Origin of the sequence: Streptomyces sp. NPDC051211 (assembly GCF_040689505.1) — a bacterium.
Taxonomy (GTDB): Bacteria; Actinomycetota; Actinomycetes; order Streptomycetales; family Streptomycetaceae; genus Streptomyces.
In genome coordinates this window covers 173698-192627 of record NZ_JBFBAV010000008.1, presented here as the reverse complement: position 1 = coordinate 192627, position 18930 = coordinate 173698, and the positions used below count along the sequence as shown (strand labels likewise).

General features: G+C 73.2%; 19 protein-coding genes and 1 pseudogene. 13 read left to right on the top strand and 7 right to left on the bottom strand.

The window, feature by feature from the left end; all coding sequences use genetic code 11:
• Positions 1 to 79 precede the first annotated feature (79 nt).
• Together AB0447_RS11525 and AB0447_RS11520 are read left to right on the top strand one after the other, a co-directional pair.
• Positions 80 to 1564, top strand: coding sequence for a helix-turn-helix domain-containing protein (locus AB0447_RS11525; protein WP_366476375.1), 1485 nt, complete (start codon positions 80 to 82; stop codon positions 1562 to 1564).
• Positions 1565 to 1593: 29 nt separating this feature from the next.
• Complete coding sequence (locus AB0447_RS11520) at positions 1594 to 3510, top strand: APC family permease (protein ID WP_366476374.1); 1917 nt, start codon at positions 1594 to 1596, stop codon at positions 3508 to 3510.
• Here AB0447_RS11520 and AB0447_RS11515 read toward each other — a convergent pair.
• Positions 3452 to 4732: a helix-turn-helix domain-containing protein gene (locus AB0447_RS11515; RefSeq protein WP_366476373.1), complete on the bottom strand. Its 1281-nt coding sequence runs from the start codon at positions 4730 to 4732 to the stop codon at positions 3452 to 3454. The genes AB0447_RS11520 and AB0447_RS11515 overlap by 59 nt on opposite strands.
• Before the next feature lie 171 nt (positions 4733 to 4903).
• Between AB0447_RS11515 and AB0447_RS11510 the strand changes: the two genes are divergently transcribed.
• Positions 4904 to 5479 (top strand): TetR family transcriptional regulator, encoded by a 576-nt coding sequence (locus tag AB0447_RS11510; protein WP_366476372.1) that lies wholly within the window; start codon positions 4904 to 4906, stop codon positions 5477 to 5479.
• Here AB0447_RS11510 and AB0447_RS11505 read toward each other — a convergent pair.
• The 3 genes from AB0447_RS11505 to AB0447_RS11495 all read right to left on the bottom strand — a co-directional run bounded on the left by AB0447_RS11505 (position 5469) and on the right by AB0447_RS11495 (position 7779).
• Positions 5469 to 5678, bottom strand: coding sequence for a hypothetical protein (locus tag AB0447_RS11505; protein WP_366476371.1), 210 nt, complete (start codon positions 5676 to 5678; stop codon positions 5469 to 5471). The genes AB0447_RS11510 and AB0447_RS11505 overlap by 11 nt on opposite strands.
• A gap of 231 nt (positions 5679 to 5909) precedes the next feature.
• Entirely contained in the window at positions 5910 to 6578 is a 669-nt protein-coding gene (locus tag AB0447_RS11500) for a response regulator transcription factor (RefSeq protein WP_366476370.1), read from the bottom strand.
• 1 nt (position 6579) lies between these two features.
• Positions 6580 to 7779 (bottom strand): histidine kinase, encoded by a 1200-nt coding sequence (locus tag AB0447_RS11495; protein ID WP_366476369.1) that lies wholly within the window; start codon positions 7777 to 7779, stop codon positions 6580 to 6582.
• A gap of 157 nt (positions 7780 to 7936) precedes the next feature.
• Between AB0447_RS11495 and AB0447_RS11490 the strand changes: the two genes are divergently transcribed.
• From AB0447_RS11490 to AB0447_RS11455, 8 genes and pseudogenes are all read left to right on the top strand, one after another.
• Positions 7937 to 8167: a hypothetical protein gene (locus AB0447_RS11490; protein WP_366476368.1), complete on the top strand. Its 231-nt coding sequence runs from the start codon at positions 7937 to 7939 to the stop codon at positions 8165 to 8167.
• Positions 8168 to 8269: 102 nt separating this feature from the next.
• Positions 8270 to 8497 (top strand): annotated as a pseudogene (locus AB0447_RS11485) (helix-turn-helix domain-containing protein); the annotation flags it as partial.
• Positions 8498 to 8683: 186 nt separating this feature from the next.
• Positions 8684 to 9148, top strand: a complete 465-nt coding sequence (locus AB0447_RS11480) for a hypothetical protein (RefSeq protein WP_366476367.1) — start codon at positions 8684 to 8686, stop codon at positions 9146 to 9148.
• A complete protein-coding gene (locus AB0447_RS11475) occupies positions 9145 to 9936 on the top strand; it encodes a transcriptional regulator (RefSeq protein ID WP_366476366.1) in 792 nt (263 codons plus the stop codon). The genes AB0447_RS11480 and AB0447_RS11475 overlap by 4 nt, the downstream gene beginning before the upstream one ends.
• Before the next feature lie 53 nt (positions 9937 to 9989).
• Positions 9990 to 10400, top strand: coding sequence for a roadblock/LC7 domain-containing protein (locus AB0447_RS11470; RefSeq protein ID WP_366476365.1), 411 nt, complete (start codon positions 9990 to 9992; stop codon positions 10398 to 10400).
• A gap of 44 nt (positions 10401 to 10444) precedes the next feature.
• The gene (locus AB0447_RS11465; protein WP_366476364.1) at positions 10445 to 10819 is read left to right on the top strand and encodes a hypothetical protein; all 375 of its coding nucleotides are present in this window, start codon (positions 10445 to 10447) and stop codon (positions 10817 to 10819) included.
• Between the two features lie 191 nt (positions 10820 to 11010).
• On the top strand, positions 11011 to 14577 hold the full coding sequence (locus AB0447_RS11460; protein ID WP_366476363.1) for a bifunctional glycosyltransferase family 2 protein/CDP-glycerol:glycerophosphate glycerophosphotransferase: 3567 nt from the start codon (positions 11011 to 11013) through the stop codon (positions 14575 to 14577).
• Between the two features lie 105 nt (positions 14578 to 14682).
• Positions 14683 to 15165 (top strand): VOC family protein, encoded by a 483-nt coding sequence (locus AB0447_RS11455; RefSeq protein WP_366476362.1) that lies wholly within the window; start codon positions 14683 to 14685, stop codon positions 15163 to 15165.
• Between the two features lie 98 nt (positions 15166 to 15263).
• Here AB0447_RS11455 and AB0447_RS11450 read toward each other — a convergent pair whose 3' ends face one another.
• Both AB0447_RS11450 and AB0447_RS11445 read right to left on the bottom strand, forming a co-directional pair.
• Positions 15264 to 15995 (bottom strand): Sir2 family NAD-dependent protein deacetylase, encoded by a 732-nt coding sequence (locus AB0447_RS11450; RefSeq protein WP_366476361.1) that lies wholly within the window; start codon positions 15993 to 15995, stop codon positions 15264 to 15266.
• Positions 15996 to 16036: 41 nt separating this feature from the next.
• Positions 16037 to 16306, bottom strand: a complete 270-nt coding sequence (locus AB0447_RS11445) for a hypothetical protein (protein WP_366476360.1) — start codon at positions 16304 to 16306, stop codon at positions 16037 to 16039.
• A 221-nt stretch (positions 16307 to 16527) separates the two neighbouring features.
• Here AB0447_RS11445 and AB0447_RS11440 point away from each other — a divergent pair, with 221 nt between their 5' ends.
• Both AB0447_RS11440 and AB0447_RS11435 read left to right on the top strand, forming a co-directional pair.
• Positions 16528 to 17172 (top strand): hypothetical protein, encoded by a 645-nt coding sequence (locus AB0447_RS11440; protein ID WP_366476359.1) that lies wholly within the window; start codon positions 16528 to 16530, stop codon positions 17170 to 17172.
• Between the two features lie 116 nt (positions 17173 to 17288).
• Positions 17289 to 18215 carry a GNAT family N-acetyltransferase gene (locus AB0447_RS11435; RefSeq protein ID WP_366476358.1) on the top strand — a complete coding sequence of 309 codons (927 nt, stop codon included), beginning with the start codon at positions 17289 to 17291 and terminating at the stop codon, positions 18213 to 18215.
• A gap of 7 nt (positions 18216 to 18222) precedes the next feature.
• On the opposite strand, the gene AB0447_RS11430 is transcribed toward AB0447_RS11435, so the two are convergent.
• Positions 18223 to 18666 carry a subtilase-type protease inhibitor gene (locus AB0447_RS11430; RefSeq protein ID WP_366476357.1) on the bottom strand — a complete coding sequence of 148 codons (444 nt, stop codon included), beginning with the start codon at positions 18664 to 18666 and terminating at the stop codon, positions 18223 to 18225.
• Positions 18667 to 18930: the final 264 nt, after the last annotated feature.

Genomic DNA, 18930 nt, shown 5'->3' with positions numbered 1-18930 from the left:
CGCGTGCGCGGCCCGTTGCAGGATTCGTTCTGCCCAGTCGTTCAAGGAGACCGGTATCACAGCGCACAGTGTGCGCCCGGTGGTTGAATGCGCCGACCCGCAGCGAAGGGAACGTGCCATCCAGCCCTGGAACCGCTCCGACGACATCCTCAAGGCCCACCGGCTCGCTCACACCGGCGGTTCGGCCGCGCTGCTGCGCTGGCTGTCGGTCAGGCTCTCCGGCTGGACCGGGGTGCTGGACCCCGGCGGTCCGCCGGCCTGCCCGGAGCCGGAGCTCGCCGCCCGCGCCGCCGCCGAACTGGCCGCCCGGGGCGTCCGGTCGGCCGTACTCGACGGCCCGTCCGCCACCGCCCTGCTGTTCGCGCTCGACGGCGGCAGCGCGCTGGCCGCCGTACTGCCCCGCCCCTACCCGCCGGGGGCGCCCGCCCTGCTCGCCGACACCGCGGTGCCGCTGGCCCTGGTACGGCGCGTCGAGGCGGCCGCGCGGCGCGAGGAGCGGGCACGGCAGGCGGAGACCAGGGCCCGCGAGGCGGTGCTGCACCTGCTGATGAACGGCCGGCTCTCCATCGCCCACCAGATCGCCGAGGCGCTCACCCCCTCGCTGCCCGACCCGATGCGGATGTACGTCGTCGAATGCCGCCCGGGGACCCGCGAGGAAGTGGTCCGGCTGTGCGCCGAACTCACCGGCGGGCGGGCCTGGATCGTCCGCTGCCCGGTGTACGTCCGCCACCTCATCGTGCTGGTGCCCACCGATGTGCCGGCGACCTCCGCGGACTGCGACCCGCTGGCCGGGGCGCTGGCGGCCGCGGCCCGCGACAGTGTGACCGGGGTCAGCGAGGAGACCGGGCTGCGGGACGCCCCGGCCGCCTACACCCAGGCCTTCCACGCCCTCGCCGTGGCCCGCGGCCGGGCGGACCGGTACGCCCGGTTCGGCCCCGGCCCCGAGCTGGCGCTGGCCGCGCACACGGCCGGCGCGGGCTGGGCCGAGGCCCTGCTCGGGCCCCTCCACGGGTACGTGCCCCGGCGCCCGCAGGACCCCGGCGCCCAGGAGCTGCGCGCCACCGCCCACGCCTGGCTGAACTTCACCTCGCACGCCACCCGGCTGCTGAAGATCCACCGGAACACGCTCGCCACCCGGCTGCGGCTGGTGGAGGAGATCCTCGGACTGGACCTGGCCCGGCTGCCCGACCAGGCCTCGCTCTCCCTCGCGCTGCGGCTCACCCCCGGCGGCCCGCCGCCCCGGCCCGCCGACACCGCCGCTGCCTCGCTGGACGAGGTGCTGCGCCATCCGAGCCTGGCCCAGTGGGCGCGCCGCCACCTGCGGCCGCTGACCGGCCCGGACGCGCCGTCCGGCGCCCGCGACACGGTCCGCGTCTGGTTGCGCCACGACGCGCGGCTGGTCCCGGCCGCGGCCGCGCTCGGCATTTCCGTACCGGGCGCACGCAAGCGGCTGACCCGGATCGAGACCCTGCTCGAGCGGTCCCTGCTCCAGTCGCCCAGCGCCCGCCACGACCTGTGGCTCGCACACAGGGCCGAGGAGCTGGGCGTGTGTCACGCCGACTGAAACCGGTCAAATCGGTTGATCATCTCTGAATGAGGCGCATCCACCCGAAACGTGTGCTGGTCGGTGAACCGCTCGACACCGCCCGGCTGGGCGAGACCCTGCTCCCCAAACGGCTGGCCCTGCCGATCTTCTGCAGCGACCCCCTCTCCTCGGTGGCGTACGCGACCGAGGAGATCCTGCTGATCCTCGCGCTCGGCGGGGTGGCCCTGCTCCACCTCGCCTGGTACGCGGCCGCCGCGATCGTGTTCCTGCTGGTGGTGGTCGTCGCCTCCTACCGGCAGACCTGCCACGCGTACCCCGGGGGCGGCGGCGCGTACGTGGTCAGCTCCGAGAACCTCGGCCAGACCGCCGCGCTGACGGCCGCCAGCGCCCTGCTCGTCGACTACGTGCTGACCGTGGCCGTCTCGGTGGTCTCCGGCGTGGCCGCCGTCACCTCCGCCATCCCCGCCCTCTCCGACCACGAAGTCGCCCTGTCCATCGGCTTCGTGATCCTGCTGACGGTGATGAACCTGCGCGGCGTACGCGAGTCGGGGCGGGTGTTCGCGATCCCCACCTACGGGTTCGTCCTCGTCATCTACGTGATGTTCGCGGTCGCCGCGGTCCGGATGGCCACCGGCTCCACCATCCGCGCCGAATCCGCCGAGCTGCCCGTCATCGCGGACGGCACCTACACCGGCCTCGCCCTGGTGCTGCTCGCGATGCGCGCCTTCGCCTCCGGCTGCACCGCGCTCACCGGCGTCGAGGCGATCAGCAACGGCGTCCCCGCCTTCCGGAAGCCCAAGAGCCGCAACGCGGCGACCACCCTGGCCGTCATGGGAGCCCTGTCGGTCACCATGTTCCTCGGGATCACCATCCTCGCCATGGCCTACGAGGTCCATGTCGCCGCCGACCCCACCGAGCTCGGCCTGCCTCCCGGAACGCCCACCTCCACCGCCCTCGCGCAGATCGGCCGCGCCACCTTCGGCGACTGGCACTTCCTCTTCTACCTGCTCCAGGCCGTCACCGCCGGAGTGCTGATCCTCGCCGCCAACACCGCCTTCAACGGCTTCCCGATGCTGGCCTCGATCCTCGCCCGGGACCGGTACGCGCCGCGCCAGCTCTTCAACCGCGGCGACCGGCTCGTCTACTCCAACGGCATCCTGCTGCTGGCGCTCGCCGCCATGGCCCTCATCGTCGCCTTCGACGCCCAGCTGACCCGCCTCATCCAGCTGTACATCATCGGCGTCTTCGTCTCCTTCACCCTGTCCCAGGCGGGCATGGTCCGGCACTGGAAGAGGGAGCTCGCCGACCCCGCCACCCCGGCCGCCGAACGCGTCCACATCCACCGCCGGCGGGCCATCAACGCGGTCGGCGCGGTCATGACCTCGGTGGTCCTCGTCATCGTCCTGGTCACCAAGTTCACGCACGGGGCCTGGCTGGTGGTCATCGCGATGCCGCTGCTCTTCCTCGGCATGAAGGGGGTGCGCCGCCACTACGAGCAGGTCGCCCGGCAGGTCTCGGTCGCCCCCGGAGTCAGACCCAGGCGGCCCGCCCGGCACCACGTGGTCGTCCTGGTGGCCGACGTGCACGCCCCCACCCTCAAGGCCCTGGGCTTCGCCCAGGCCCTGCGCCCGGACACCCTCACCGCGCTCAGCGTCGCGGCGGACGAGGAGGCGGCGGCCCGGCTGCGCGAGGCGTGGGCCGAGCACGATCCGGGGGTGCCGTTGAAGATCCTCCACTCGCCCTACCGGGAGGTGGTCGGCCCGGTCCTGTCGTACGTGCAGGAGCGCGCCGCGGAGGACGGCGAGGACATGCTCTCGGTGGTGATCCCGGAGTACGTGGTGGGCCACTGGTGGGAGCAGCCGCTGCACAACCAGAACGCACTGCGGCTCAAGGCCCGGCTCCTGTTCACCCCGGGGGTCGCGGTGATCGACGTGCCCTATCTGCTGGAATCGGCGACACCCTGAAGGCCTTCACCGTGGCGAAGGCGCTGACGGATTCGGGGGGTCGGCCGGGTCCGCGTGCGGTCGCCCGCTGGACCACCGCCGCGTGCGCCAGCGCCAGTTCCACCACCTGGGCCGGGTCGGACAGGGTGCGGCCGGTCAGCTGCTCCAGCCGGCGCAGCCGGTTGGAGACGGTGTTGCGGTGGCAGAACAGGCGCTGGGCGGCGTGCGTGGTCGAGCCCTGGCAGGCCAGCCAGGTGCCCAGGGTGGTGAGCAGCACCCGGCAGTCCTCGGCGGGCAGTGCCAGCACCGGTCCGAGCACCACCTGCCGCAGCCGGTCCGCGAGTTCGCCCTGCGCGGCCACCAGCGCCGCCGGCAGCGCCTCGTCCAGCAGTGCCGTCCGCGGGGCCGGCGCCCCGGCCGCCGTACGGAGGGCCAGCCCGGCCAGCCACCGGGCCCGGGCGAGCCCGGTCGGCGTCTCGGTCACCGGGCTCACCCCGGCCCGCACACCGAGCGGCGCCAGCAACTCCCGTACGGCGTCCAGCGGATGACCGCCCAGGTCCACCAGCCCGGTCTCCCCGTCGGCCCGGATCCGCCACAGCACCCGGGGGCCGTCCGGCCCGGCCTGCGGTTCGGCTCCGGAGCCGGCCCCGGAGCCCGGCCCCAGCACCACCACCGCGAACCGGCCCCGCTCCGGCAGGCCCAGCTGCGCCGCCGCCTCGGACACCAGCCCGCGCGCCGCCCCGGTGCCGTCCAGCAGTGCGTCCAGCAGGGCCGCGCGGCGCTCCCGGTCCCGGGCGCCGCGGGCCGCCTCGGTGTGCCGGTAGGCCTCGGCGACGGCGTCCGTCAGCTGGTCCAGTACGTCCCACAGCACGGCCGCGGCCGGCAGCAGCCGGGCCGGCCCGGACCGGTCGTGCGCGGCCGCCGCCTCGGTCAGGGCCTGCCAGAGCAGCCGGCCGCCGTGCCGGTAGGTGCGCAGCAGCGAGGTGAGCGGCAGCCCCTGCTCGGCGCGGAGCACCCCGGTGGCCCGGGCGTCGGCGAGGTCCACGGGGAGGCCGCGGATGCTGCGGACCAGGCCGTCTGCGGCCTGGCGGAGGTTGTGGTGGATCCGCTCGCGCAGTTCGGCCCGTCCGAGCAGCGCGGCGTACGCGGGATCCTCGGCCAGGGTGCGGTCCGCCAGCCGGTCCGCGGCGGCGGCGATCCGCCGGTCCAGGTCCTCGCGTATCTCCTCGATGATCCTCTCCATGGCGCGCAGCGTGTCACGGGGACGGGCCGATGGGGAGGGGCCCGGAGTCCGCGCGGCGGGCGATCGGGCGTATGCCGACGCACCGAATCACTGCAGGTGCAGTACTCTGCCCGATGTCGAACGTTCCATGTCCGATGTCCGATGTCCTCATCTCACCGCCAGGGGCCCGCCATGCGCCAGAACCCGGAGCGCCGCGCCGCGCTGCTCGACGCCGCCATCGAAGTCCTCGCCCGCGAGGGATCCCGCGGACTGACCCTGCGGGCCGTGGACAAGGAGGCCGGAGTCCCGACCGGTACCGCCTCCAACTACTTCGCCAACCGCGCCCAGCTGCTCGGCCAGATCCTGCGCCGCACCCGCGAACGCCTGGTCCCGGACGAGGGCGTGCTCACCGGGCCGCTGGACACCGCCACCCTGCTGCGGGACCTCCTCGCCCGGATGCGGCGTGAGCGCAGCGTGCACATCGCCATGCTGGAGCTCCGCCTGGAGGGCACCCGGCGGCCCGAACTCCAGGAGGAGCTCGCCCGGTTCCAGGGCGCCGAACTCGAGGCCAACGTGGCCTTCCACCTGGAATCCGGCCTGCCGGGGGACCGGACCGGCGTGGTGCTGCTCTACCTCGCCATGCTCGGGCTGATCGTGGACGACCTGACCGTGCCCGAGCTGCTGGCCCCCTACCCGGTGGAGGGGCTGATGGACGCCATGGTGGAACGGCTGCTGCCGGAACGGCCCGAGGGCCGGCCTACCCCTTGACCGGATCCGTATCCGTATCCGGATCCGGGCCCGGGCCGGCCGTGCGGCGGAGCGTTCGGGCCGTGCCGGCCAGGATGAGCGGTACCGTCACCGCAGTCAGGCCCGCCCCCGCGGCCAGTGCCACCGGCACGCCCGTGCCCATCGAGGCGGCCACGCCCGAGAACACCGCCAGCATGAGCAGGGTGAGCATCGGGAACATGAGCAGCCACAGCATCCTGCGCGTCGAGCAGCCGTCCCGGTCACCCTCGGCGTAGGTGCCGGCGAAGTCCCGTGCTCCGGCCCTGCCTTCCGGTACGGCGACCAGCAGCTGCCGGCCGCCAGTCGGTGGTCATGGCGTCAGCCTGCATCACGGCGCGGCATTCGGCGCGGCCGACCCCGGAAGCCGTCGCTCCGTCGAAGTCGCCCTCGGACGCAGGTCGATCGGGGGTGGTCAGCCCAGGCCCGACTCGCCCGCGTCGTGCACCAGCAGGGCGATCTGGACCCGGTTGTTCAGGTCCAGCTTGGTGAGGATCCGCGAGACGTGGGTCTTCACGGTCGGGAGCGACAGGTACAGCTCGCGCGCGATCTCCGCGTTGGAGCGGCCCTGCCCGACGGCCAGTGCGACCTCCCGCTCCCGGCCGGCCAGCAGGGCGAGCCGGGCCCGGGCGGCCTCGGCCCGGGAGTCGACGCCGGTCTGGCCCGCCACCCGGTCGATCAGCGCCTGGGTGACCGCCGGGGACAGCACCGGCTCGCCGGCCATCACCTTCCGTATCGCCGTGACGATCTCCTGCGGCGGGGTGTCCTTCAGCAGGAACCCGGCGGCCCCGGCGCGCAGGGCGCGCAGTACGTGCTCGTCCGTGTTGAAGGTGGTCAGCACGATCACCTCGGGCGCCCCGGGCCGCGCGCGCAGCGCCTCGGTCGCGGCCAGTCCGTCCGTGCCGGGCATCCGGATGTCCATCAGCACCACGTCGGGGGCGTGCGCCGCGACCAGCGCGGGCACCTCCGCCCCGTCGGCCGCCTCGCCCACCACCTGCAGGTCCGGCGCCCCGCCGAGCATCAGACGCAGCCCCGCCCGCACGATCGGGTCGTCGTCCACCAGCAGCAGCCGGATCACGGGCACCTCACAGTTCTGGGTCGGCCGGCCCCCAGGGTAGCCAGGCCGCGACCCGGAACTCCCCGCCGTCCACCCCGTACTCCAGCCGGCCCCCGGCCAGCCGGGCCCGTTCCCCCAGCCCGAGCAGCCCCTGCCCGCCCGACGCCCCGCCCGATGGCACGGCCGATGCCGATGCCGGGAGGGTCGGCTCCCTGCCGGCCGTGCCGGCAACCGTGTTGCCGACCTCGACGGTGAGGCCGGAGCCCGGGCCGCCCGTCAGCGAGAGCCCGACCAGCTCGCCCGGTGCGTGCTTGCGCGCGTTCGTCAGGGCCTCCTGCACGATCCGGTACGCCGTCCGGCCGACCGCGGGGGAGGGCGCCGGCCCGTCCTGCGGCAGCAGGTCGCAGACGATCCGCATGCCCGCCGCCCGGGACTCCGCCACCAACTGCGCCACATCGGCCAGGCCCGGCTGCGGACGGTCCCCGAACTCCCCGGCCGGGGCCCGCAGTACGCCCAGCACCCCGCGCAGGTCCTGCAGCGCCAGGTGCGCGTTCTGCCGGATGACACCGGCCGCGCGCCCGATCTCGTCCCGGGGTGCACCCGGGTTGAACTCCAGCGCACCCGCGTGCACGCTCAGCAGCGACAGCCGGTGCCCCAGGACGTCGTGCATCTCGCGGGCGATCTCCTCGCGGGCCAGCTGCTGCGCCCGCTCCGCCCGCAGCGCCGCGTCCGCCTCCGCGAGCTCCGCCCGCTCCCGCAGCGAGTCGATCAACTGCCGCCGGGACCGCCGGTACAGGCCCCAGCCGATCGCCCCCGCGACCAGCGCGAAATAGGTCACCGCCGAACCCGCCCGGTCCTCCGTCAGCTCCGGCAGGTTCGTCAGGAACACCGGCAGCGGGGCGAAGGCCACCGCCGTGACCCAGGCCGTCACCCGCCACGGGCGGGTCGCCGCCACCGTGAACACCGCCACCAGGGCGGGCCCGGTGAGGTAGTGCCCGATGCTGCCCGCCAGCAGCAGGACGACGGCCAGCTGGACCGGCCACCGCCGCCGCAGGAACACCGCGGCACAGCCCAGAGCGCCGGCCAGCTGGTCGGCGGTCCGCCAGCCGGGCCCCGGGTCCCCAGCGACGGGCACGGACTCCGCGGTGACGATCGCGAAGCAGACCGCGAAGAGGAACATTCCCAGGTCGGCGGCCCAGTCGCGGCGGGTCCGGTGGATGGTGCGCATGCTCCGGAATCTACGCCGGGCGGGCCGGCCGGGGCGCGCCTGCTCCCCGGCCGGATACTTAAGTACGACAGGCCGGCCCCCGGCCGCCGACCTTGGTCGCCCCACCGCCACCGGAAGTCCGACGCCGGGCGGCCCCGGCCCTGCCTACGGTCGGGCCATGACTTCCTCCAGCCCGCTCAAGGGCCTGTCCGGCATCCTCGGCTTCGTTCTCATCCTCGGCGGCGCCTTCGGCCTGCTGCACGAATGGTTCGGCTGGATCCGCTTCTTCGGCTTCGTCCGCTTCCTCGTCCCTTCGGGCCACGAGGTCTTCGGCTACGCCGTGATGATCGTCCTCGGCCTGGCGGTCGGCGCCGCCGGGGACCTGGTCGGCCGGCGAAGCCGCGGCTGAGTTGATCTTATGCTCAGGTTTACGCGAGTCCGCTGGTTTTGAGGCGGTTGAGGGACTTTGATGGGGGTTGGCAGGCCTCGTACAGGAGCAGGGGGAGTACTCATGGGCATTGATCGCCAGGGCGACCTCAAGGACAAGGACAGCGCACCCACCCTCATCGGCTCCGTGCAGCGGGCGCTGCGCCTGGTGGAGGCGATGTACGCGGAGGGCGGGGCGACGGCCAAGCGGCTCGCGCGGCTGACGGGCATTCCGCTTCCGACCGTGTACCACCTGTTGCGTACGCTGACCCACGAGGGCTATGTCCAGCGGGAGGGCGGGGCGTTCCGGTTGGCGGACGATCTTCCGCTCCCAACGTGATCTCGCCTATGCGGATTCGGCCAATCCAAGTCGCCTTCCGTGCATGTTCCGTTGGAAAATGCCAGAACCCCCTTCCGCAGTGTGGAACTTGAGTAAGTTCCTCTCTGTCGCCGCCGTACGACTGTGCGCTACGGACATCTGGCCGGGAGGGGAGCCCGCGTGCCCGGGATCGACGAATGCCTGCTCGAAGCCATGGCGCTGCCCGGTGCCCGCGGCGCCGCGCTGGTGGACTGGAGCAGCGGGCTGGCCCTCGGCACGGTGGGGGAGTCGCCCGTCGGCGACCACGAGACGACCGCGGCCGAGACCGCCGAACTGGCCAGGGCAGCGGCCGAGTACGAGTCCTTCGCGGCAGCGGGTCCGCCGGAGCCGCCCGGGCGGGCGGGCCGGACGGACCAGGCGGGCCAGGCGGGCCGGGCGGAACAGGAGAAGCAGGCCGCCGCGGCCGGACCGCCCGTCGAGGACCTGATCGTCACCACCCGCAGCGGCTACCACATCCTCCGGTTCGTCGAGACGAGCTTCGACAGCAGCGTCTTCCTCCACCTGTGGCTCGACCGCACCGACGGAAACCTCGCCCTCGCCCGCCTGAAACTCCGGGTCCTGGCCGAGGGGCTGGTGCTGAGATGACCGGCACCCCGCTCGCCGCCCACGATCCCGCCGTGGTCTCCCCGCTGCTCACCCGGCTCGCCGCCGAGCGCGCCACCGGCGCCCTGCTGCGCGACCGCGGCACCCTCTTCCTGGAGGACGGCCGGATCGTGCACGCCGAGAGCCCGGCCACCCCGGGCCTGGACGTGCTCCTCACCATCGGCGGCGGCCTCACCCCCGAGCGCTGGCGGGAGGCCGTGGACCGGGCCGGGTCCCGCCGCCAGGTGGCCCGCTTCCTCGTCGACAGCGGCGGGCTGGCCGGCGGGGAACTGGAGATCTGCCACCTCGCCGCCATGTACGACGCGGCCTTCTTCGCCCTCGAACCCGGCTCCGGCCCCTCCCGGTTCCGGCGCGGCGCCACGCACTGGATCGGCTCCGTCCACTCCGTCCCGGCCGCCGCAGTCGAGCGGGAGACCCGGCGGCGCCGCGAACTGCTCGACGCGGTCTGGCCCTACCCGGCCCTGGACACCGCCCCCGTGGTGCCCCGCCCGGCCGCCCCCGGCCAGACGGTCACCAGCCGCCAGCGCGTCCTGCTCCGCCACGCGGACGGCATACGCACCCCCGCCGCACTCGCGTGGACCCTGGGCCGGCCCGCCTTCCACACCCTGCTCGACGTACGCCGCCTCGCCGCGGCCGGACTGGTCGAGACCCCGCACGCGCCCGCCCCCCGGCCGGCCGCGGCCCCCCTGCCCGACTGGGTCACCCAGGCCCAGACCCCGGACGTGGCCCTGCTCCGCCGGTTACGCGACGCACTGGAGGCAAGCCTGTGAGGCTCCCGCTGCGCCCGCGCGCGGACCGGCGCCAGCCCGAAAGGAGAACGGTGATGGTGCCTGCCGAAGCCGAAGCCGAGATACTCGCCGAACTCCGGCGGCTGCGGGCCCGGGTCCCCCAGCTCACCGGCGCCCTAGCAGCCAGCGCCGACGGCCTGGTGCTGGCCCAGGACACCGCCGCCACCGAGGCCGAAGCCGTGGCCGCACTGACCGCCGCCGCCCTCGGCGTCGCCCAGCGGCTCGCGGACACCACCGGCCAGGGCGGCTTCCGGGAACTCCTGGTCCGCGGCGAAAACGGCTACGTCGCCACCTACGCCGCCGGCGAGACGGCCGTCCTGACCCTGATCGCGGAGCCCCGCGCCAACGTCGGCCGCCTCCATCTGGAGGCCCGCCGCTCCAGCCTCCACATCGCCGAGCTCATCGACGAAACCCTCGGCCGCCGGGGTCCCGGCGGCCGTTCCTGAGCACGCCCCTTTGAAAACGCCCCCTTCCGAAAGGCAGAACCCTCATGGCCAACGTGGACACCGTCCTCAAGGAAGCCACCACCACCATCGACGGCGCCCTCGGGGCCGCCCTGGTCGACTACGGCAGCGGCATGGCCCTCGGCACGGCCGGCGGCGGCAAGGACTTCGACCTGAGCGTCGCCGCGGCAGGCAACACCGACGTCGTCCGGGCGAAGGTCCGTACGATGGAGCTGCTCAACCTCCAGGACGAGATCGAGGACATCCTGATCACCCTCGGCTCCCAGTACCACCTGATCCGGCTCCTCAGGGGCCGCGGCGCCCAGGGGCTGTTCCTGTACCTGGCCCTGGACAAGCAGCGCGCGAACCTCGCGATGGCCCGACACCAGCTGAAGAAGATCGAGGCGGGCCTGGAGGTCTGACGGCCCCGTCTTCGACGGAGCTGTCACCAGCGGGTCACAGTCCGGCGGCGGGTGGCTTAAATCTGGCCGCCCGCCCCGCCGACCTGCAGCTATATGCACCTTTCGTCCGGACTTCACAAAGTCATTACCACGTAAGATGTTGTACTTAGCTGATCATTGACTGACAAAATCCGCTGGAGAGCCCCCACCCCATGTCCCCGCGCCTGAGCATCGTCGTCCCCGTCTACAACGTCGAGCTCTATCTCGACGAGTGCCTGGAGTCCCTCGCCGCCCAGACGTTCCGTGACTTCGAGGTCGTCATGGTCGACGACGGGTCGACCGACGCCAGCGCCGTCATCGCGAAGGCCTTCGCCGCGAAGGACAAGCGGTTCCGCCTGGTCATGCAGGAGAACGCGGGTCTCGGCGCCGCCCGCAACGTCGGCGCCCGGCACATCTGTGCGGACAGCGAGTTCCTGGCCTTCGTCGACAGCGACGACACCATGCCGGACAACGCCTACCAGCTGATGATCGACTCCCTGGACGAGACGGGCTCCGACTTCGTCGCGGGCAACGTGCTGCGCTTCCGCTCCGTCGGCATGAACCAGTCCTGGGGGCACAAGGCGCCGTTCGCCAAGACCCGGCTGAAGACCCACATCTCCAAGTTCGCGCCGCTGGTCACCGACCGCACCGCCTGGAACAAGGTCTACCGCCGCACCTTCTGGGACGCGCACTCCTTCCAGTACCCGGAGGGCATCCTCTACGAGGACGCCCCGGTCAGCATCCCCGCGCACTACTTCGCCGACAGCGTGGACATCCTCAGCGACGTCGTCTACCACTGGCGGGTCCGGGAGACCGGCGAGCGCTCCATCACCCAGCGCTCCACCGACCCCGTCTCCCTCACCGACCGCGTCACCTCCGTCCGCCTGGTCCGCGAGGCCCTGCAGGGCAAGGAGGGCGCCGTCTACGCCAAGTACCTCCGCGAGTACGACCACAACGTGCTGGTCGAAGAACTCCCGCTGATCTACAAGTACGTGCCGGAGGGCGGCGAGGACTTCCGGGCCGCGTTCGTCCGGGACGTCGGCGGCCTGGTCCGCGAGATCGGCTCCCAGGGCTGGGCCGACCTGACCGTCGGCGACCGCCTCAAGGCCTACTTCGCCCGCGAAGGCCGCGTCGAGGACTTCATCGCCCTGCTCGAGCACCAGGAGGACTTCTCCTGGAGCATCCCGGTCAAGGGCTTCGCCCGCCCGCAGGCCGACTACCCCTTCCTCCAGGGCCGCCCGCCGGTGCCCGCCTCCCTGCTCGCCGTCGGCCGCAAGGAGCGCCGCCTGGTCAGCGGACTGGAGACGGTCAAGTGGTCCGACGGCAAGCTGCTGCTGCGCGGCTGGGGCTTCCCCGGCCAGCTCGGCGCCGAGAGCCGCCTCCGCTCCCGCAAGAAGCTCGTCTTCCGCGAGAAGGGCCAGCGCCGCAAGGTCGTCGTCGGTGCCCGTACGGTCGCCAACCCGGTGGTCAGCGCCAACCACGCGCACCTCGCGCTCCGCCACGCCGACTGGGCCGGCTTCACCGCCGTCCTCGACCCCACCGCCTTCCAGCAGGGCGGCGAGTGGCAGGACGGCGTCTGGAACGCCTCCATCGTCGTCAAGGACGTCGCCATCCCCTACCAGGCGCGGCTCAAGGGCGGCGACCACGACAGCGCCCAGGCCCCGCCGTCCCACTGGGTCGACCAGGACGTCCGGATCGTCGCCTCCACCGCCGGCAACTCCCTCTCCCTGAAGGTGGAGAACGTCAAGGCCCGCGTCCTGGACGTGCGCGCCCTGGACGCCGAGGCCTTCGAGGTCGGCGGCGAGCTCGCGCAGAACCCCGGTGAGGGCACCACCCTGCGGGCCGAGCACCAGACCACCGGTACCGTCCTCACCTTCCCGCTGGAGCTCGGCGCCCTCGCCGGCAACGGCCGCACCCCGTTCACCGCCCGGGTCCCGCTCGCCGGCCTGGCCGCCGTACCCGACCGCGAGGTCGAGCCCGGCCACTGGACCCCCGAGCCGTGGACCCTCTGCATCGAGAAGGGCGACGGCACCCGCCTGGACCTCGCGCACGACGAGCGCGGCGGCTTCAACGGCCTGGTCCTGCCCGTCCCCGGCGAGACCGCCGGCCGCTCCCTGTTCGTCAAGCGCACCGCGGTCGGCTTCCTGCAGTTCTCCATGCAGCCCTCGCCGCCGCTGGTCGACCGGGCGAGCGCCGACAACGGCGTCTTCACCCTCGGCGGCGTCTTCCACAAGCCCGTCGACGAGGAGTACGAGCTCGTCCTGCACAACTGGCGCGGCGAGGAGTACAGCTACCCGGTCAGCACCGCCGACGGCCGCTTCGAGGCCGTCTTCAAGCCGGTCCTGCCCGAGCCGTTCGCCGGGAAGACCACCCTCCCCGAGGGCCGCTGGTGGCCGACCCTGCGCCCGATGAGCGAGGCCGGCACCACCGCCGGACTGCTCGGCGTCGACCGCGGCGCCCCCGTCCAGATGATCGCCCCCGCGCTGGGCACCGGCCCGGTCACGGCCACCGTCGACGGCCGCCGGATGCGGGTCGAGGCCCGCTTCTTCGACCGGATGGCCCTGGTCGCCGACCCGCTGCGCACCCCGCGCGACCGCGCCCGGTTCCACCAGCGCATCATGCGCGACGAGACCTACCCGCAGCTGCGCACGGCGCCGCTGCGCGACGTGGTCGTGTACTCCACCTTCCAGGGCAACGGGGCCGGCGACTCCCCGCTCGCCATCCACCGCGAGCTGGTCCGCCGCGGCGAGAAGCTGGAGCACGTCTGGCTGGTCAACGACGGCCGCGCCGAGGTTCCCGCCTCCGCCCGCGCCGTGGACCCGGCCTCCCACGAGGCCTGGGAGCTGCTGGCCCGCGCCAGGTACTTCGTGACCAACGACAGCGTCCCCGGCTGGTTCCGGCGCCGCGAGGGCCAGACCGTCGTGCAGACCTGGCACGGCACCCCGCTCAAGCAGATCGGCCACGACTACATCCACGACTACTACACCAGCCCCGGTGTCCTGGAGTCGCTGGAGCACGACAGCGCCCAGTGGACCCTGCTCGCCTCCCCGAGCAGCTTCGCCACTCCCGTGCTCAAGCGCGCCCTCGGCTTCCAGGGCGAGGTGCTGGAGGTCGGCAGCCCGCGCACCGACGTCCTGGTCAACCGGGACGAGGCCCGCGCCGCGGAGGTCCGCCGCCGGCTCGGTCTGCCGGAGGGCAAGAAGGTCGTCCTGTACGCCCCGACCTGGCGCGAGAACCGCGAGGCGTGGAGCGGCGGCTACAAGCTGGACCTGCGGATCGACCTGGACGCGGCCCGTCGCGAGCTCGGCGAGGACCACGTTCTGCTGGTCCGCGGCCACTACCGGGTCAACGAGCAGGTCCGCGACGCCGTCCGGGACGGTTTCGTGGTGGACGTCTCCCGCTGGCCCGACGCCGCCGACCTGCTGCTCGTCGCCGACGTCCTGATCAGCGACTACTCCTCGGTGCTGTGCGACTTCTCGCTCACCGACAAGCCGATCCTGCTGTTCACGTACGACCTGGCGCACTACCGCGACACCCTGCGCGGATTCACCTTCGACTACGAGGACAAGGCCCCGGGCCCGCTGCTCGAGGACTCGGAGAGCCTGATCGCGGCGGTGCGCAACGCCGATGCGCTGGGCGCGGAGTACGCGCAGGCGCGGGCCGCCTTCCGGGCGGAGTTCGCCGACCTGGACCGCGGCGACGCCGCCGCCAAGGTCGTCGACCGGATGCTCGGGAAGTAGGCCGAACGAGTGCTTCCGCCAGTCCGGCCCCGGGCCACCGATGAATTTCGGGCCCGGGGCCGGTCTGTATGGGCGAGAAGGTCCCCCACTCGCCAGGAGGCAGTCATGAGCGGCAGCGGCTTCACCACGTGCCTGTGGTTCGACGGCAACGCCGAGGAGGCGGCCGCGTACTACGTCTCGGTGTTCAAGGACGGCAGGATCGGCCGGACCGCCCGCTACACCGAGGCCGGCCCCGGCCCGGCCGGATCGGTCATGGTCGTCGAGTTCGAGATCAACGGGCAGAAGTTCGTCGGCCTGAACGGCGGCCCCGACTTCACCTTCAACGAGGCCATCTCGTTCCAGATCCACTGCGCCGACGAGGCGGAGGTCGACTACTACTGGGACGCGCTGACCGCGGACGGCGGTCAGGAGGTTGCCTGCGGCTGGGTGAAGGACAGGTTCGGGGTGTCCTGGCAGGTCGTCCCGGCCGGGGCGATCGAGCTGGTCAGCGACCCGGACCCGGAGCGGGCCGCCCGGGCCACCAAGGCCATGATGACGATGAAGAAGCTGGACGTGGCGGCCATGCGGAAGGCCGCCGACGGCGGCTGACGCGGCCGACGGCGGTTGACGCGGCTGACGGGCCTGCCGCGGGTGACGAGCCTGGACTCGTGGGGGGAGCCCCGCCGATCGGGCCGGCCCGCCCGGCATCACCCTTCGGCGGCGATCCGCCGCAGCAGCTTCGGCAGCGCCGTACCGATCGGTTCCCGTACGACCTCCTCGGCGAGCGGATCGTACGGGGTCTCCTCGGCGTTGACGATGATCAGCCGGGCGCCGTGCTCGGCGGCGATCCCGGCCAGCGAGGCGGCCGGCTGCACCTGGAGGGTGGTGCCCACGGCGATGAAGATCTGGCAGCCCTTCGCCACCGCCATGGCCTGGGCGAGCACCTGGGGGTCCAGCCGTTCGCCGAACATGACGGTGGCCGACTTCAGGATCCCGCCGCAGGCCAGGCAGGCCGGATCCGGGTCGCCGGCGGTGACCCGGGCCAGTGCCTCGGCCATGGCGGACCGGACGTGGCAGCGGGTGCACACCACCGCCCGGGCGGTGCCGTGCAGTTCGAAGACCTTGCGGTCGGGGAGTCCGGCGAGCTGGTGCAGCCCGTCCACGTTCTGGGTGAGGACCCGGACCGGGGTTCCGCCGCGCTCCAGCTCGGCCACGGCGAAGTGCGCGGCATTGGGCCGGGCGGCCAAGGCGCCGACTTCTACGCGCATCTGCCAGGAGCGCCGGCGGATCTCGGGGTCGGCCATGTAGTACTCGTACGTGACGAGTTTTTCGGCCTCGGGGTCGCGCCGCCACAGGCCGTTCGGGCCCCGGTAGTCCGGAATCCCGGAGTCCGTGGACATTCCGGCCCCACTGAGCAATGCGACGAGCGGCTTTCCCATGCGGCGACTCTACGAAGCGCCGCCCGGCCCGGCCAGCGGATTTATCGCGCCGCGACGACCAGGGCCGCTGCCGCCGCCCAGACCAGCCCGGCCGCGACCAGCAGCGCCTGGACTTCGCGGCCGTCCGTGGCGATGCGCGCGGTCAGACCGAGCGTCCCCGCCGTTCCCGCCAGCAGTCCGAGGGCCGCGGCGAGCAGCCCGGGCAGCGGCACCAGCAGCACGGCGGCCACCGCGGGGCCGGCACCGCCGGCCAGCGCCAGCCCGTAGAACACCATCGCGACGTGCCGCGCCGCACGACTCTCGACGAGCACCGCGCCCCCCTGCCTGCTGTCCGAACCGCCCACCGTTCCGCGCTGGGATCATGCCTCACGGGTGCGGGGTCTAATCGGGCGAAGTGCAACGAAGCGGAGCCCCGAGTCGGTGGCAGGGGCGGAGTGGAAGGGGATCCTGAGTACGGGTACTCAGGAGTCCCGCCCGCCCCGTTGGCATAATCGGCCGTCCGTCCTGCCCGTCCGGTCCTTTGGAGAACCGCGTGATACGCCGCCGCCCCGCCCCGACCGCCGCCGTCGCCGTACTCGCCGCGGGCGTGCTCACGCTGACGGCCTGCGGCACCACCAAGACGACGACCGGGCAGCCCGGGGCGGCCGGGTCCGGAGCGGCCTCCGCCTCCGCCTCCGCCAAGCCCGATTACGTGGCGGCGGCCGAGGCGTCCGCGGCCGCCGAACAGCAACGCCACGACGCGAAGTTCCCCGACATCGTCGCCCGTTGCAAGGACGCCGCCGCGACGGCCGGTCCTTCCACCGCAGCCACGTCGAGCCGTTCCATGGATCCCGAAGCGGCCAAGTACGCGGAGAACCACGCCTACAAGACCAAGGGCGAGCTGAGCCCGGAGGCCGAGTGCAAGGGCCGGGCGCACGCCGCCCGCATCGCCAAGGCCCTGTCCGGCGCGGGGAAGACCACCCCGGCCACCGAGGCAGACCTCGCCAAGTCCCTGGAGAAGCTCGGCTACCCGAGCGCGCAGGACGAGGTGTACCGGGACGGCGGCAACCTCGGCTTCGCCTTCTTCGTCCAGGGAACCGGCTCCTGCGTCACCGGCCGGCTGGGCACCCCGCCCAAGGTCGAGGCCCACGGCCCCTACATGGAGGGCGGCTGCCAGGAACCCCGGGGCGGGCACTGAGACTTGGCCGGCGCCGGCCGGATGGTGACCCGGTGACCCGGTGACCCGGTGACCCGGTGACCTGATCCGGTTGCCGTCGGCCTCCGGGTCCGGCCCGTTCTGGTACAACACCCCGCATGACGGGATTCGAGATCACCGGCGCGAGCGCCGCCGACATGGCCCTGTTCCGTGCCTGGGCCGATGACGAGGGCTGGAACCCGGGAGACAGCGACCGGTTCGCGTTCGCCGTGGCCGACCCGGAGGGGTTCCTCATCGGCCAGGTCGACGGCGAACCGGCGGCCTGCATCTCCGCCGTCCGCTACGGCACCGGCTTCGGCTTCATCGGCTTCTACATCGCCCGCCCCGCCTTCCGCGGCCAGGGGTACGGGATCCGGCTCTGGCAGGCCGCCATGGACCGGCTCGACGGCCGGCTCGTCGGCCTCGACGGGGTGGTCGAGCAGCAGGACAACTACCGCAAGTCCGGTTTCCTGCCGGCCTGGAACAACATCCGGTACGAAGGCGTACCGGTGCCGGTGCCGGTGCCGCAGGGCGCCGGAGCCGGCTCCGGTTCCGGAGGTGGTGCGGGGGAGGATTCCGGAACCGGAACCGGAACTACGGGTGCCGCGGACGGTTTCGACCTCGTCGACGCCGCCTCACTGCCCTTCGCCCGGCTCGCCGCCTACGACCGGCGGTTCTTCCCCGAGGCGCGCGACGCCTTCCTGGCCGCCTGGACCGGTCTGCCCGGCCGGACCGGGCTCGCGGCCGTCCGCGACGGCCGGATCGAGGGCCTCGGGGTGATCCGCCCGTGCAGCGGCGCCGCCCGGATCGGACCGCTGTACGCGGCCACGCCGGCCGTTGCCGCCGCGCTGGTCCGGGCTCTCGCCGGCCGGGCGCCGGGCGGCGCCGTGGCACTGGACGTGCCCGACGCCCACCCGGCCGCCGCGGCCCTGATGGCGCAGCTCGGCCTGGCCCCCACCTTCGAGACCGCCCGCATGTACACCGGGCCCGCACCCGAGGTGGACCTGACCGGGCTGTACGGCGTCACCAGCCTCGAACTGGGCTGACCGCCGGTCAGAAGTCGAACACCGTCCCGCTGCCGTGCCGCAGTGCGCACTGGTTGGAGAAGGTGTGCGCGTAGTTGACCAGGCGGCCCTGCCACACTCCCGCCGCGTTCACCGTCACCGGGTCCCATTCCCGGGTGCAGGCGACCTCCTGGCCGTCCTCGGTGATCGCCTCGAACCGGCCCTGCTCCGCACGTAATTCGGCGCAGGCGGCGGCCGGGTCCGGGTGCGTGCCGTCCGGGCCCGGCATACAGGAGAGGGTGACCGCCCGCAGCACCGTCCCGTACGCCGGGTCCTCCCCGGCGGTTATGGACAGCACCAGTGCCGACGGCGCGTACAGGCTGTCCGCACCGGCGGGTGCCGCGCCGGCCGGACCGGACGCGGCCAGCGCGGTGACCGCGGTGAGCGCCATGGCGGCGGACGAAAGCCCCAGGCTGCGTGCGATGGAACGCATTGCGAACACTCCTCGATTGGTTGTGCCGGATAGCGGACACGAGTCTTCCGCACCTTCGGCGTGCGCGCGCGCCACCGGTACCAATTCACGTCACTTTCGGTGACCGCATGTGTGCAGAGTGCGGCGGTGGCGAAGCTTCCACCTGCGGCGCAGCCGAACGGAGATTCGGCCGAACCCCGCCCTGAACCGACCCCGGGGGTAGGGCCTGCCCCACCCCCGGGACTCGGTCCAGGGCTGATGTGCCGGGCGGACGGCGCCGGTTGA

Coding starts and splice junctions, on each gene's coding strand:
- AB0447_RS11520 (WP_366476374.1), top strand. CDS start 1,594: ATGAGGCGCATCCACCCGAAACGTGTGCTGGTCGGTGAACCGCTCGAC.
- AB0447_RS11515 (WP_366476373.1), bottom strand. CDS start 4,732: ATGGAGAGGATCATCGAGGAGATACGCGAGGACCTGGACCGGCGGATC.
- AB0447_RS11510 (WP_366476372.1), top strand. CDS start 4,904: ATGCGCCAGAACCCGGAGCGCCGCGCCGCGCTGCTCGACGCCGCCATC.
- AB0447_RS11505 (WP_366476371.1), bottom strand. CDS start 5,678: ATGTTCCCGATGCTCACCCTGCTCATGCTGGCGGTGTTCTCGGGCGTG.
- AB0447_RS11495 (WP_366476369.1), bottom strand. CDS start 7,779: ATGCGCACCATCCACCGGACCCGCCGCGACTGGGCCGCCGACCTGGGA.
- AB0447_RS11490 (WP_366476368.1), top strand. CDS start 7,937: ATGACTTCCTCCAGCCCGCTCAAGGGCCTGTCCGGCATCCTCGGCTTC.
- AB0447_RS11475 (WP_366476366.1), top strand. CDS start 9,145: ATGACCGGCACCCCGCTCGCCGCCCACGATCCCGCCGTGGTCTCCCCG.
- AB0447_RS11470 (WP_366476365.1), top strand. CDS start 9,990: ATGGTGCCTGCCGAAGCCGAAGCCGAGATACTCGCCGAACTCCGGCGG.
- AB0447_RS11465 (WP_366476364.1), top strand. CDS start 10,445: ATGGCCAACGTGGACACCGTCCTCAAGGAAGCCACCACCACCATCGAC.
- AB0447_RS11460 (WP_366476363.1), top strand. CDS start 11,011: ATGTCCCCGCGCCTGAGCATCGTCGTCCCCGTCTACAACGTCGAGCTC.
- AB0447_RS11455 (WP_366476362.1), top strand. CDS start 14,683: ATGAGCGGCAGCGGCTTCACCACGTGCCTGTGGTTCGACGGCAACGCC.
- AB0447_RS11450 (WP_366476361.1), bottom strand. CDS start 15,995: ATGGGAAAGCCGCTCGTCGCATTGCTCAGTGGGGCCGGAATGTCCACG.
- AB0447_RS11435 (WP_366476358.1), top strand. CDS start 17,289: ATGACGGGATTCGAGATCACCGGCGCGAGCGCCGCCGACATGGCCCTG.
- AB0447_RS11430 (WP_366476357.1), bottom strand. CDS start 18,666: ATGCGTTCCATCGCACGCAGCCTGGGGCTTTCGTCCGCCGCCATGGCG.